This is a genomic window from Shewanella sp. Shew256 (assembly GCF_002196695.1).
In the GTDB taxonomy this organism is placed as follows: Bacteria; Pseudomonadota; Gammaproteobacteria; order Enterobacterales; family Shewanellaceae; genus Shewanella; species Shewanella mangrovisoli.
The window spans coordinates 1-13,809 of record NZ_NAJR01000023.1 but is presented as its reverse complement, the minus strand read 5'-3'; the positions used below and the strand labels follow the sequence as shown (position 1 = coordinate 13,809).

Sequence of the window (13,809 nt, the reverse complement as noted above, 5' to 3'; positions counted from 1 at the left end):
ATGGATTTGATGACTAAGAGCCTGCCGCACTAAAGTCACTGCGGTAGATTTTTATGTGTTTTATTTCTTATCGATTAGTTAAACCAAGCTTAAATTAATGCTGCGTTTTTATAATCATCGATAACAATCATCATTTTTAGGAAGCGACACCCAAATGGAAAACCATAAACCTGTCACTGGATTCCAGCGATTTCTCAATGGCGTCGAAGTCGTCGGCAATAAGCTGCCCGATCCGGCGGTGTTATTTGCGATGTTTCTGGGCTTAGTCTGGCTGATCTCCTGGGGATTATCGGGTGTCAGTTTTGATGAAATCGACCCTCGAACAGGCAACCCCATTCAAGTCGTGAATATGCTCGAAGGCGGTGCACTGACAGCCTTTACCTCGAACATAGTCTCCACCTTTGTGACTTTCCCGCCGCTCGGTGTCGTGCTGGTTGCTATGCTTGGGCTTGGCGTGGCAGAGCATACTGGCTTTATTAATGCCGGGCTGCGCTCGATTTTATCAGTGACCCCCAAGATGTTACTCACCCCGGTATTGATCGCCGTGGGTATCCTGAGCCATGTCGCGGTTGACGCGGGTTATGTACTGGTTATCCCGCTCGGCGCGGTGATCTTCTATGCCGCGGGTCGCCATCCCCTAGCCGGTATTGCCGCCGCTTTTGCTGGTGTATCCGGCGGTTTTTCTGCGACCGTGGGCGTGCCTTCGAGCCTTGATCCTATGTTAGCGGGCTTAACTCAGGCCGCGGCAAGATTATCCGCCGACCCATCAGCGGCCACACTAACGATTAACCCACTGAATAATATCTTCTTTACGTCGGCTTCAGCCGTGTTAATCATCTTAGTTGGCTGGTTCTTAACGGATAAAGTGATTGAGCCGCGCCTAAAAAACACCACAGTGAATGGCGATCCCAGCACGCTCCCAACGCTTGATGAGCTGGCGCCCCATGAACGCCGTGGTCTCAAATTTGCCATGGGCGCCATGTTGTTATGTGCCTTAGGGCTGGTGTTTACCGCCTATGGTGACAACTCTGCCTGGCGTGGTACCGATGGCGCGCTAACCAGTGCCTCGGCTCCCTTAATGCGCTCCATTGTGGCGATTATTTTTGTATTCTTCCTCGTGCCAGGCATAGTCTATGGCTATGTTGCGGGCACGGCGAATAACCACAGGGCCATTATCCAAGGCATGAGTAAGTCCATGAGCGGCATGGGTTATTACATCGTTATGGCCTTCTTCTGCGCCCAGTTTATTTACGCCTTTGGTCAATCCAATTTAGGCGCATTAATGGCGATTAAAGGCGCGTTGGCGTTGAAAGAATTGGCACTTCCTATGGGCGTAACATTGGTGGGGATTGTGTTTCTCACGGCGTTTGTCAATCTATTAGTCGGCTCGGCGTCGGCCAAATGGGCTTTGATTGGAGCCATCATGGTACCCATGTTAATGGAACTAGGCGTATCGCCCGATCTGACCCAAGCCGCTTACCGCGTGGGCGACTCGTCGACCAATATCATCACTCCGCTGATGCCTTATTTTCCGTTGATTGTGGTGTTTTGCCAAAAATACGTTAAGGAATCAGGCATTGGCACTCTAGTGGCACTGATGTTGCCGTTTTCAATCAGTTTTCTCCTGCTTTGGAGCGGTTTCTTATTGGCTTACTGGGCCCTAGGTCTGCCATTAGGAATTGGCAGCTCGCTGACCTTCCCGGCACTAACTTAGTATAAATATCGCTTGGCTGAGACGTCGGCAGAGCTATCCCAGATAAACCAAAATGGCGCCAACTCGATAAGAGCTGACGCCATTTTTATATCTATTGAATCAAACGATTGGGCTTACTTAGTATCCGATCTCAATACTAACTCGACACGGCGATTCTGCTGCTGCCCCGTCTCATCACTGTTGCTAGCAACGGGAGCATGTTCACCTATCCCTACGGCTTCCAATTGCTGAGTTTGAATACCATGACTCGTGGTCAATAACTTCACAATTGCCGCCGCGCGGCGTTGGGATAGACCTTGGTTATAGGCCTGATTGCCTTTGTCATCGGTATGACCCACCACATAAAATGCACGCTTAGGATTTGCCTTTAAGTAACTGGCAAGCACCTCGACAACGGGCTGCGCCTCGGGCAATAACTTGTCGCTATCGTACTCGAATAACAACCCTTCTAAGGCAACATGGCCCTTAGCTTCAATTTGGTCGGTCAGCGCCTCAAGATTGATCCCCACGCGGTCATCCTTAAGCTCAGTCTCCTCTAACACCCGCAAGTCGGTCCATAACCCGCCGATATAACCTATGGTATAAGTGCTCACATGCACATTCCCCTCGGGGCGCGTTAAGGTATACCAAGCATAAAACTGGCTGTCTTCGTTACCGATATTCACTAGAGAATCGATGGCTTTGATAAACCTATCCTCCCTACCACAGGCCTTTCCCTGACACTCAAATTGCATCTCGAATCCGAGTTTAGTTAATGCCACCTTATAGTTAGTGAACACCTCGTAACCCGAATATTCTTTTGGTATCGAATAGCCATTTTGAGTCAACTTACCCGCACGCTCCACCAGCACAGGCTTATTGCTTGCATCCATTGAAGACACAAATACTGTGCTGGCAAAGCCTTGGCGTTTAAAGTCCTGGATATAGCTTCCCTTTAAGCGGCTGATGAGCGGATGATCCTCGGCGCCATTCGTATCCTTCTTTTGATTATCTTTAAACTCGATTTGCTTAGGCGCCTGCTGTAAAAATGCAGCATTAACCGTGACTAAATCTAACGGCTCGGGGATCACCTCGAGCGTCGTAATATGAATACCCGCAGAACTCTTCAGATTTGCGGCTTGTATGGCGGTATAAAACTCTTTTTGCTCATTCTTCACTCGAGCAAACAAGTAACCACTTTCAACACCAATAACGCCATCCAAGAGGGCAATTTTCTCTTGCAATAGGCGAGAATCACCACAGGCCTCAAGCAGACACTCGAATAGGACTTCGCCACCAAGTTTTTTAATCTGTTCACGGTAATTATCGAGAATATGCGCAGGGCTGTATTCGGGCGCTAATTTGTATTTTTGCTGATAGACCTGACCGAAGATAGGCTTAAAACGATAGTCAGACCTTTGTTCACCCGCGCTGATAATAAAGGGATATTCGGCATAATGGCGCGTCAATTCATCCTTTAATTTCGCCGTAGGAAAAGGCGTGAATAACCCCTCATCCGCCGCCATTAACGACAAAGGCAACAGGCTCGTCGACATAGCCAATAACCCCGCTAAATAACTCCGCTTAGAAACACGCATCAATATCTACCCTCCATAGAAATACTGCTGCGAAAAGTAACACTAAACGGATTGTGCAATAACAAATATGAAACAAGTTAATACTTTAGCGTGATTGAGGCGATGGGTTGTACAGGCAAAAATAGCTGTCGAAAATGCAGACTGATTTAAAAACAGCCGCATTTTGACCGGAAGGATGCCAAGCGTTGTCGTGAAAGGGATTTCACATCAAGCCGCATGTTTTATCACAAGCGGCGTCGATTTTTATCCACTCAAACCGATACTCACTCCCTTCTTAGTCACCTTGGCTCATGCTATTTGGCTTGGCCACGAATAACACTGCAACACGTTGAATACTCGACGTTATCAGATGACTCCACGCTAACTTAGTGCAATGGAAATTGCCGAATTGATGTAAGGACACAAGATGTTTAAACCTAAACTGCTCTCTTTGCTGATCGCCACCAGTTTGCTGACGGCATGTTCTGGCTCCGACGATAAAGATGACACCACCACGACGCCAGAGCCAACGCCACCCACAGAATACGCACACAAAGTCATAGGTCAGGTCACTTATATCGGCGCTATCGCCGGGGCCAACGTGTGCGTCGATCTTAACCAAGACTTAAGCTGCTCAGAGGGTGAACCGAGCACCACTACAGGCACTGACGGTAAGTATCAAATCGATTGGAAAAGCGCGACCGAAAAACCTAACTATTACCTGCTGGCCGACTGGATTGATAACGCGCCTTCATCGGCACGCTCAGCATTGACGGTGAGCTCCGCCGCTGCTCACACCAACGCCACCACAGGTGGCATGAATATCGTTGCCCTGCCCGATCATGCGGGTCATATCAACGCGCTGACTAATATTGAGTTTTCACGCTATCGCAAGATGATTGAGGCAGACTTAACGCCACAGCAAGTGATTGAGTTCCGCGCCAAACTCAAAAACCTATACGCCACAGGATTTAAGCAAGTCGAAGCCGATTTATTTAGTCTTTCGCCCGAAATCACCCTGCAACCCACATTTATCGACACCCTGCTGTTACACGATTACCTGTTAAACCTCACCAACGAGCGCACGGTGGAAATTTTGGCGGCTATCGAAGTGTTGATCGCCGCATTTGAAGCCTTCGAGAATTTAATCCTAGGGTATGGTTTTGGCACTGAGGCCTATCTGCAAACTAATCCCGTTGCCGTCACTAATAAGGTGGAGAGCACCTTAGTGTCCTTCGGTTATATGGAAGCGCCGGTTGATGACAAGGCGATGAACAGCACTGACTGGGATACAGTGTTTAGCAGCATGCTCAATCATACCGATGCATCTCATGTGCTCAATATCGCCACCGTTCGCAACAGCCACTTTGTCAGCTTAGATTATGGTACTGCTGACCAAACTCTTACTGGCGTATTTTCAGGTGACGCTGTGATGATCTTCGACAACACGTCGGGAGAGGAAGTCCCTACCGAATGCTGGAATGAGCCGATGAAAAAATGGATCAATGCCTCGCGTAACGACCAAGGGTATGTGCTTAAAGAACCTGTGATTGAAGGCAATCAATTAAAAACCGTTTATGCCGGCACTGAAGTCCCTGTCGAAATGAATTTCCATAAGTATCAAAACACGGCCGCCGACTGGCAGGATTTGCTGGCAAACCTCCCGAGCGACCTTAAGCTGGCGTCACTCAGTTGGCCTTCACAAATATATCGCATGGACATTAAGCAAACGGCCGATGTGTTATGCCGCGCAGAAGATCCCATCACCTATGAAACGGGCGTTGAAACCGCGAGCGAGCTTTCTACTAGCTTGATCGTGGAACTATTGTGGCCCTTCGCTTACCCCGAGAGTTACGTTGAGGACTCAACGAATAAATTCACCATTCTCGATAGCTTCGGTCAGCCTGAAAGCCAACATGAATGGAGCATTAGCACCAGTCCAAACGGCGGCAAGCTGCTAACTATCACTGAAATTGTGGAGGATCCGATTGCGAGCCAGATGGTGCAACCTCGCTACTACCTTGTGACCTCAAACTTGCTGACTGAAGTTGAGCTAAACACGGCATTTGATACGACTGACAATAAACAGTTATATCGCTTTACCTACGACCAAAGCTTCAGCAATACCCTGCACAACCACTTTAAGTCGCTAGCAAAGTAAACCATACTCCCTCCGCGCCCCTGAGTTGATTCCTCCGGGGCGCTTATCTCAACTTAAGTCGAAATACCTCGCAAAGAGCCCGTCAGAGGCAGATAAACGCATCTCGCTCATAGTAAAAGATAATCGCTTCAAGCAGTTCCTGTTCACTGGGCTGAGCTTTTTGCTGCTTAAGATTATCAATCACATCCTCGATTTGATCCGTGTTTAGTAGGTAACCATAGTCACTGTGGCCTAAGCCATCCTCAAAGGCATCGATTTCGGCATCTGATAGATCCCTCATATCGGCCACTATCGGGAATAATAACGTGGTCAGCTGTAGGGATTCACCTTCATCAAGATCTTGATAAACCAGCCAATAACTTAATCTGGGTTGTTCGATGCACTTTCTTATCCAGCACTGTAACGACTCGGGCTGGCCGAAAAATGAGGTGATATTCATAATGTCCTCGAATGGCGTTGTCATAGGGAAAACCGAGTGAGTCACTAAGTTGCATGGTCATAGAGGCAATTCACTACTCTCAAGATGCATACCAGTAAGAGATGGGAGTTCTCGCGACTCAACCCGCGCCAAGAATACGAGAGGATATCTGCGTCCATCAAAGCCAAAATCACAATTCATCAATTCGATGGACAAAACCCAAGCCATAATTAAACAAAAATCATTTTAGGATATGAATTTTTAAACATAATCAATTTAGGCGTTGTGTTATTTAGATTTTGGTTATTTTCAAACCAAGCTTGGTGATGTTTCACAAAACCCGTTACGCCAACTGTGATACCTTAAGCGCCCAAAAAACGTGTCAGGGCTGAGCTTTTACGCCAAAAGCGAGGGCAGGCCTGTAAATAGATAACTAGTCTTAAGACACAAAATGCCGCGGTAACTGGGGAGTTTCGCAAGAATGAAGAGCAAGAGTTTATTAGGCAACATTGGTGTGCAAGTGGTTATTGCCATGATGATTGGCGCACTGGTTGGTTTTATGATGGGCGAAAGTGCGAGCATCTTCGCACCACTGGGTACCATCTTTATCCATTTAATCAAAATGCTAGTGATCCCACTGGTATTGGTTTCTATCATCAGCGGCGCCGCCAGCCTAGGCGATAGTCCCTCGGCGGGTAAGATTGGTGTCGGCACCTTCGGTTTCTTTATTGTCACCTCAGGGATTGCCGTTACCTTGGCATTAGTCATGGGCAATATGTTTACCCCCGGCGCGGGTGTCGACTTTACCGCCCATAGCAGTAGCGGCCTGATGGAAGTGACCGCTGAGCATGGCGCACTGCCTGGGGTAATGGACACCTTTATTGGCATGATCCCAACCAATGTGTTCGAATCGCTAACTGGCGGGAATATCCTTCAAATTCTGGTGTTTAGTATATTTTTCGGTATCGCACTGACCAAGGTCAAAGGCGATGGAGCTAAGCCCATCATGGCGGCGTTAAATACCGTCGTCGACGCCTTTGTGTGGATGATTAACTGTGTGATGGTGATTGCCCCCATTGGGGTATTTGGTTTGATGGCCGATTCCGTCGGCACCTTCGGTTTCGATGCCTTAGAAGTGGTGTTTAAGCTGTTTGCCGTGTTTGTGGCCGCGATTCTGATCTACGGTTTTGTGTTCTTCCCCTTAGTGGTACAGCTGTTTTCTAGGGTATCGGCGCGCCAATTTATTTCGGCGATGAAAAAACCTCAGGTGATGGCACTGTCTACCGCTTCATCCATGGCAACGCTGCCAGTGAATATGGAAACCTGCGAAGAAGATCTTAAGGTTTCTAAGGCTACCACCGCCTTTGTGCTGCCCTTAGGCGCCACCATCAATATGAGCGGCAACGCGATTTACTATGGTTTAGTCGCCATGTTCTTCGCGCAAATGTACAACGTCGATCTGTCGATGACCGCCTATGCCGCGATTATCTTTACCTCAACCTTAGGCGCCATTGGCCAAGCGGGTGTGCCCGGTCCATCGTTTTTAGTGGTCGCAGTGCTACTGGCCGCTGGTATTCCGATTGATGGTTTACCGCTGTTATTCGCCCTCGACCGGGTATTTGACATGATCCGCACCGCGCTCAACATCACGGGTGACGCCGCCTGCGCCGTGATTATGGATAAGTACACCGCAGAGCCAAACTCGAACTAATAGAGTCAATACGCGAGTGTATCTAGGCTTGAATAGGCTTCCTTATTCAAGCCTTTTTTATGGCTTAAACTTCGATATACCGCATCTTATCCCACTGATTTTGTATCACTTAATGCAGATTAATGTGATCTTGGCGACGCCTTGAGCTAAGCTCAAACGGCGCCGCCTCGCAATTTGTATTTCTTTATCCGCCGAGCCACACGAGCACAATGCCTTTCTGCGATAATGGCTTGGCTACTATCAGTCCAAAGGAGTGTTGCATTATGTCCGTTTTTGCCCCTGCAAGCCCTTTTGCCGACTTTATCTATCGTCATTTCCGTGCCATTCACGCCCTTAAACTCGGCCTCGCCCTGCTAATTGCCGTCACCATTAACGCCATTTGGTCGCCGCCGCATTTTATTTGGAGCATGGTGACCATAGTGATCATTATGATGAGTCTGCCACAGGTGGGCGGCGCGATTGAAAAGTCCCTGCAACGGGCAGTAGGCACTTGTTTAGGTTCGGCTTATGGCGTGATGTTAGTGGCCACTATCGACAGTTATTGGCTGATTATGGGGCTGCTGATCTTAGGGGTGACGCTGATCTGTTTTATCTCTGCGGGGCGCTACAGCTATGCCTATCTGGTGGCGGGATTCACCATTATAATCGTGGTGGGCGATGCGAACCACGACACCTCAGAGGCGCTCTGGCGCACGGCGAATATTCTGCTCGGTTGTGTTATCGCTATTCTGGTGTCGCTGTTTATCTTCCCGATTAAGGCCAAACAGGACTGGCGCAGCCAGCTCGCTAATGCCATCGACAATATGGCCAAAGTGCTGACCCAACATCTACAGGCCCCCGCCAACCATGATTTAGATTTTCGCGCCGAACTCGAGGCGGCGATGAAGGCGGTATTAACCCAGAAGAAACTGTTTTTCTCCCTTGAGTGGGAAAGCCAAACCCTGAAAAAACATAAAGTGCTGCTGGCAGAATTAGTTAATAAACAGGTTAGATTGATCACCCTACTCGAGTTATTACCTTTGAGTCGCTGGCAGGAGGCCGACAAAGAGGCATATCACCAAATCAACAAAGTCGCCGCCGAGCTGACGGCTTATCTTCACAGGCTGAGTGAATTTGTTGCAGGCAAAACAGCCACATTGCCCACACTACCGAATGCATTAGAGCAAGAGTTGCAACACAGATTACAACTCAGCTTAGCAACTCCCGCGCCAGACCACGCCTCAACCTCTGTGGCAAACGAGGTAGCGCAGGGATTTGCCCTCACGGGATACGGCTGGCTTATCTATCAACTCGCCATCGCCGTCGAAGCCCTCTACGCCGATATCGAGATTATCGAAATCGCCTATAGCGGACAAACCGTGTTACATAAAACCGCCAAGCCTTCATAGGCTGTTAGCACGGGGAATGGCAGCGAAAATCACTCAGTCAGATCAAGATAAACCCTTGGCAGCCCTTGCACTCGCAGGGGCTTAATGAAAAGATACCGCCCTAATAAAAATTCGATGTGTGGACTGTTTCATGCGCTTGTTTTCCCCTTCCGTTATCGCCATTGCCTGCTTATCGGCGGGTTCACTATTCACCGCCCAATTAGCCGTTGCCGCAAATGCCGAAGTCGCGCAACCCGAAGTAACGACTGGAGCTGCAAACACTGAGGCCGCTAAAACCGACGCGGTTGACACCAGTGCCGACAGCAGCGCTTTGCCCGCAACAGAAGTTGCTCCCGAAGCCGCAGTGACTGCGACACCGACTCGCGCCAATACCTTTGTGAATGATGCCATTCTCCCGCCGAGCATCACGTGGCACGGTGCTAGTGAGTCGCTGTTACTCAGCACCGATAACGAATGGGCGACGCCCTTCGAGCAAAGCAACGGCACCGAAAGCCCAAGCTATGACGACACCATCACTTGGCTCGACCGATTGGCGGCCGAAACCACCAAATTGCAGAAAGTTAGCCTAGGCAAGAGCCCTCAAGGGCGCGATATTTGGATGTATGTCGCCAGCAGTGAAGGCATTAACGAATCGGCACGTCTAAAGCAAAACACTAAGCCGACGATTCTGGTGCAGGCGGGGATCCACGCGGGCGAAATCGACGGTAAAGACGCCGGCATGATGCTGCTGCGGGATATAGTCAAAGGCGACAAGAGCGACCTGCTCGAAAAGGCCAACTTGCTGTTTGTGCCTATGTTTAGCGTCGATGCCCATGAACGCAGCGGCGAATTTAACCGCGTAAATCAACGCGGTCCGGTCAATATGGGCTGGCGCACCAATGCCAATAACCTCAACCTGAACCGCGACTACGCCAAGGCCGACACCTTAGAAATGCAGCATATGCTGCGGGCGATTAATGTGTGGCAACCGGATCTGTATATCGATGTGCATGTCACCGACGGTATCGACTACCAATACGACATCACCTTCGGCTACAACCTCGCCCAAGGCTTGAGTCCTGCCAGTTTCCGCTGGCTCGAAAATAGCTACCGCCCAGCGGTAGAAGCTGCACTAAGCGCCCAAGGCCATATCCCTGGTCCGCTAATTTTCGCCGTCGACAATACCGATATCACTAAAGGCATGTCACTGTGGAACCCTAGCCCACGTTTCTCTAATGGTTATGGTGACGCCCGCCATCTGCCCACTATTTTGATTGAGAACCACAGCTTAAAACCCTTTAAGCAGCGCGTACTTGGCACCTATGTGATGCTAGAGCAAACCCTAAAAACCGTTGGCGACCAAGCGACCAAGTTAAAGAGTGCGATTCAAGAGGATAAATACCGCGCCTCGCCACTGATCACATTAACGTGGAAATCGGCACCGCTGGCTAAGGGTTGGGATTTTAAAGGCATAGATTACAAGTTAGAGCAGAGTCCGATTAGCGGCACCGAAGTAGTGCGCTGGACGGGCGAGCCTAAGCTGTACCCGAATTTACCTGTGATTGCCGAAACCGTGCCCGATATAAAAGTCACTCGCCCGAGTGCTTACTATATTCCCGCCCAGTGGACACAAGTGATCGACCGCTTAAATCTACACGGCATTCGGATGACACGTTTAAGCAAGCCAACAGAGCTTAAATTGCAGCAATACAGCTTGAGCAATCCGGTGTTTAATACCAAGGCGTTCGAGGGACGACTCACGGTGAAGGCCGACTCGACACTAGCGAAACTAACCACCACCTTGCCCGCGGGTACAGTGAAAGTCAGCACAGATCAACCCTTAGGCGAACTGGCGATTTTACTGCTCGAGCCACAATCACCGGACTCGTTACTGCAATGGGGCTTCTTCAACCCTATCTTTACCCGTACCGAATATATTGAGGACTACGCCGTAGAGCCGCTGGCCGCCAAGATGCTGAAGGAAGATCCCAAGTTACAGGCCGCATTTAACAAAGCGCTGGAAAACCCAGAGTTTGCCGCCGATCCCGAGGCACGCTTACGCTGGTTCTATGAGCGCAGCCCTTACTACGATAATCAATATCTTAAATATCCGGTCTACCGTAGCCGTTAATCCTCGCAGTTAAAAACAGCAAGGATTAAGCAGGCTTACGCACGCTAATGCTATACACCAAGGGCACATGCTGCCCTTGGTGTGTAAGCACATAACGGCCATCGGCTTGCGCCTCTAGCCCTGCGAAACAGTTATAGGGGCTAAACGCAAATTCGTGGAAGAACTCCAACACTAAGCCCGCCTGCAACAAGGCATTGATCACCTCAGACAAGCTATGCGACCAGCACATTAAGGTCTGCTGCTCATCACCGGCATTCTCGGTATAGGTCCCTTCCTGCTCTATATCTGGCTCACCGCGATTAAAATAGCTATACCCATCGAATAGCTGCTGCGCCGGATGAAATTCGGCCATATAAAACTGTCCGCCGGGCTTTAAACACGCCGCAATGGTCTGCGCCCAAAGCGTTAAATCCGGCAGCCATACAATGGCGCCATAGGAGGTAAAGACAATATCTTGCGGCTCAACCTTGCCCGCTACGCTGTAGACATCGCTACAGATAAACTCGGCGGACAACTGCGTCTGCTGCGCCAACTTGCACGCCTCAGCAATCGCCACCTCGGATAAATCGACCCCAATCACTTTTGCGCCCATTCGCGCCCACGACAGGGTATCTAAACCAAAGTGACATTGCAGATGCAGTAGGCTCTTACCCGCTACCGCAAGCTCATTTAATTCGATTTCCGTTAAGGAGGTGTTGCCATTCAAAAAGCCTTCAACATCATAAAAATCAGAGGTTAAGTGCACCCGAGTGCGGGCATCCCAAGCGATTTTATTGGTCGTTAAGTAATCCATATGAATCCTTTCTGATTATGCTGTTAGCCACGCGGGCTGAATGGACACACGCTAACCGAATAAGTGATTAATTTCACCACTCTTTGGGAAAAATCACTCATTCAGCGGACATGTCCGCCTGCGCCCAAGCGGACACATTTAATTTATCTGCATGATTATTAATACGTTTTAAAATTGGCATAGGATGTGCAATCACGAGAGATATCAAGCTTATCGCTAATAGCTCAGCACTCAGTCGCTCGTCGAGTGTCGATAACAAGGAAGAAGAAAATGTCACTACGCCCTTTTATATTCACCCTCGGATTTGTCGCCGTCTTTACCGTTGGCGTGTCACTCACTGGCTGCATTATCAATGTGAACGCCGCCGGCATGCCGGATTTAGACCACCAGCAACGTGAACTCAGCCTCGATGCTCAAGACCTGCAAGAACTCGTCGCTGAAACCGGTGCAGGCAGCCTTGAAATTATCGGTGTCGAAGGCCTAACCCAAATTAAGTTAGTGGCTGATATCTATAGCAATGACGATAGCAAAGTGATTCTCACCCTTGAGAAAAAGGCCAACAAAGCCCAGCTTAAGGCTGACTTTGAATCCCATAGCAGCTTTAGCAATTACTCACCCTATATCGACCTTAAGTTACAAGTGCCCGCTGGATTAGCGCTGGATATTGACGATGATTCGGGTGCGATTTTGATCAACAAGATGACCGCGGATATCAAGGTCAAGGATGGCTCGGGCGAACTGGTTATCCATGGCGGCAATAATGTCAGCATCGACGATGGTTCTGGCGCGATTGAAGTCAGCCAAGTCAACGGTAATCTGGCGATTGTCGACGGCTCTGGCGGCATCCAAGTCAATGATATTAAAGGCAGCATCACCATCGATGACGGCTCTGGCGAAATCAACGTCGCCAATGTGCAAAACACAGTCACCATCAACGATGGCTCAGGCGATATCAATGTGGTGAACACTAAGGGCTTAACGATTCTCTCGGCAGGTTCAGGGGATGTGAGCTTCGATAAAATCGATGGCCCAGTAAGCAAACACTAAGCCCGTTAGATTAACAGCGTTACCGCTCGACCAACTTCCCGGCGTAGAGACTGATGTTGCAGTACCCAACCAAATGTCAGTCTTCTACCCACCCCTTTGCGTTACCGTTCCATGGACATTCTTATGCACTTTATGCCACTAACCCCTTGTAGTGGCATCTTTTTTTGTGTCTGAGACTTTCTCAGTCTCAATTCTGAACAGTAGGTTCGGTCATGATTTGAGGGGCTAATAGGCGGCATCATGGCTTCTGGCTATTGTATACCCTAATTGCCTGCCGCAGGCTTTCGCACTGTTACGCCAGTGACTCGCCGTGGATACGTCCTTGTAGGCTCTACTAAAACATCCATGTTTTAGAAGGTCACTGGTGCAACAATGCTGGGTTTGGTGCAACCATTGATAGTCGAGTAATACCTATCCTTACGTTTTCTCGGTGCTGACTGTTAATCCCACAAGAGTTTTGCCAGCTCGACCATTCCCGTAAGAATATTTAACAATGGGTGTCTCGATAAACTCTCGTCTTTCTGGAACCTAGCGCATGTTAGAATTTTAATCAGATAGGAAGTTACAACAGTGGGAAAATCTATTGATAACGCAGCCTTATTTGCCGCTTAGAGCACAAAGTAAAGCTATCAAATTGGTGATTTTCTTAGACCTCAGTCGGCTGAGCAATTAGCATTTCCTGATAACTGCACAATCTACGGTCTGCTTTATAGAATACTATTTCGAAATCTTTACGGATTGGACCACTTTTGGGGAAAGTACCTTTGATTCGGTTTCTAACTTGACCTGAACTCGGGATAAAAAAATTTGAACTAATAGCCCTCCAAGTGATCGGATCTTTCGACCAAGAGAAACCTCATCACACCGGAGGGCCTATGCATAAATTAGTGGAAGTGTTTTGTGATGTCGAT

Annotated in this window: 9 protein-coding genes; 6 read left to right on the top strand and 3 right to left on the bottom strand. The window is 49.0% G+C overall.

The window, feature by feature from the left end; all coding sequences use genetic code 11:
• The first annotated feature begins 154 nt into the window (after positions 1-154).
• Positions 155-1,714, top strand: a complete 1,560-nt coding sequence (locus tag B5P39_RS23065) for an AbgT family transporter (RefSeq protein WP_088213079.1) — start codon at positions 155-157, stop codon at positions 1,712-1,714.
• 113 nt (positions 1,715-1,827) lie between these two features.
• Here B5P39_RS23065 and B5P39_RS23060 read toward each other — a convergent pair whose 3' ends face one another.
• Entirely contained in the window at positions 1,828-3,291 is a 1,464-nt protein-coding gene (locus tag B5P39_RS23060) for an OmpA family protein (protein ID WP_088213078.1), read from the bottom strand.
• A gap of 406 nt (positions 3,292-3,697) precedes the next feature.
• Here B5P39_RS23060 and B5P39_RS23055 point away from each other — a divergent pair, with 406 nt between their 5' ends.
• Positions 3,698-5,431, top strand: coding sequence for a hypothetical protein (locus tag B5P39_RS23055; protein ID WP_088213077.1), 1,734 nt, complete (start codon positions 3,698-3,700; stop codon positions 5,429-5,431).
• An 82-nt stretch (positions 5,432-5,513) separates the two neighbouring features.
• Here B5P39_RS23055 and B5P39_RS23050 read toward each other — a convergent pair whose 3' ends face one another.
• Positions 5,514-5,894: a DUF7716 domain-containing protein gene (locus tag B5P39_RS23050; RefSeq protein ID WP_254915850.1), complete on the bottom strand. Its 381-nt coding sequence runs from the start codon at positions 5,892-5,894 to the stop codon at positions 5,514-5,516.
• A 436-nt stretch (positions 5,895-6,330) separates the two neighbouring features.
• Between B5P39_RS23050 and B5P39_RS23045 the strand changes: the two genes are divergently transcribed.
• The 3 genes from B5P39_RS23045 to B5P39_RS23035 all read left to right on the top strand — a co-directional run bounded on the left by B5P39_RS23045 (position 6,331) and on the right by B5P39_RS23035 (position 11,058).
• Positions 6,331-7,560: a dicarboxylate/amino acid:cation symporter gene (locus B5P39_RS23045; RefSeq protein ID WP_088213075.1), complete on the top strand. Its 1,230-nt coding sequence runs from the start codon at positions 6,331-6,333 to the stop codon at positions 7,558-7,560.
• Positions 7,561-7,823: 263 nt separating this feature from the next.
• Positions 7,824-8,948 carry an FUSC family protein gene (locus tag B5P39_RS23040; RefSeq protein WP_086902868.1) on the top strand — a complete coding sequence of 375 codons (1,125 nt, stop codon included), beginning with the start codon at positions 7,824-7,826 and terminating at the stop codon, positions 8,946-8,948.
• A gap of 130 nt (positions 8,949-9,078) precedes the next feature.
• The gene (locus B5P39_RS23035; RefSeq protein WP_088213074.1) at positions 9,079-11,058 is read left to right on the top strand and encodes a M14 family metallopeptidase; all 1,980 of its coding nucleotides are present in this window, start codon (positions 9,079-9,081) and stop codon (positions 11,056-11,058) included.
• 25 nt (positions 11,059-11,083) lie between these two features.
• Here B5P39_RS23035 and B5P39_RS23030 read toward each other — a convergent pair whose 3' ends face one another.
• Positions 11,084-11,851, bottom strand: a complete 768-nt coding sequence (locus tag B5P39_RS23030; protein WP_088213073.1) for a class I SAM-dependent methyltransferase — start codon at positions 11,849-11,851, stop codon at positions 11,084-11,086.
• 270 nt (positions 11,852-12,121) lie between these two features.
• Here B5P39_RS23030 and B5P39_RS23025 point away from each other — a divergent pair, with 270 nt between their 5' ends.
• Positions 12,122-12,898 (top strand): hypothetical protein, encoded by a 777-nt coding sequence (locus B5P39_RS23025; protein ID WP_088213072.1) that lies wholly within the window; start codon positions 12,122-12,124, stop codon positions 12,896-12,898.
• The last annotated feature ends 911 nt before the right edge of the window (positions 12,899-13,809 follow it).

Bases quoted from the DNA above. Each gene is read 5' to 3' on its own strand.
- B5P39_RS23065 (WP_088213079.1), top strand. From the start codon at position 155: ATGGAAAACCATAAACCTGTCACTGGATTCCAGCGATTTCTCAATGGC.
- B5P39_RS23060 (WP_088213078.1), bottom strand. From the start codon at position 3,291: ATGCGTGTTTCTAAGCGGAGTTATTTAGCGGGGTTATTGGCTATGTCG.
- B5P39_RS23055 (WP_088213077.1), top strand. From the start codon at position 3,698: ATGTTTAAACCTAAACTGCTCTCTTTGCTGATCGCCACCAGTTTGCTG.
- B5P39_RS23050 (WP_254915850.1), bottom strand. From the start codon at position 5,894: ATGACAACGCCATTCGAGGACATTATGAATATCACCTCATTTTTCGGC.
- B5P39_RS23045 (WP_088213075.1), top strand. From the start codon at position 6,331: ATGAAGAGCAAGAGTTTATTAGGCAACATTGGTGTGCAAGTGGTTATT.
- B5P39_RS23040 (WP_086902868.1), top strand. From the start codon at position 7,824: ATGTCCGTTTTTGCCCCTGCAAGCCCTTTTGCCGACTTTATCTATCGT.
- B5P39_RS23035 (WP_088213074.1), top strand. From the start codon at position 9,079: ATGCGCTTGTTTTCCCCTTCCGTTATCGCCATTGCCTGCTTATCGGCG.
- B5P39_RS23030 (WP_088213073.1), bottom strand. From the start codon at position 11,851: ATGGATTACTTAACGACCAATAAAATCGCTTGGGATGCCCGCACTCGG.
- B5P39_RS23025 (WP_088213072.1), top strand. From the start codon at position 12,122: ATGTCACTACGCCCTTTTATATTCACCCTCGGATTTGTCGCCGTCTTT.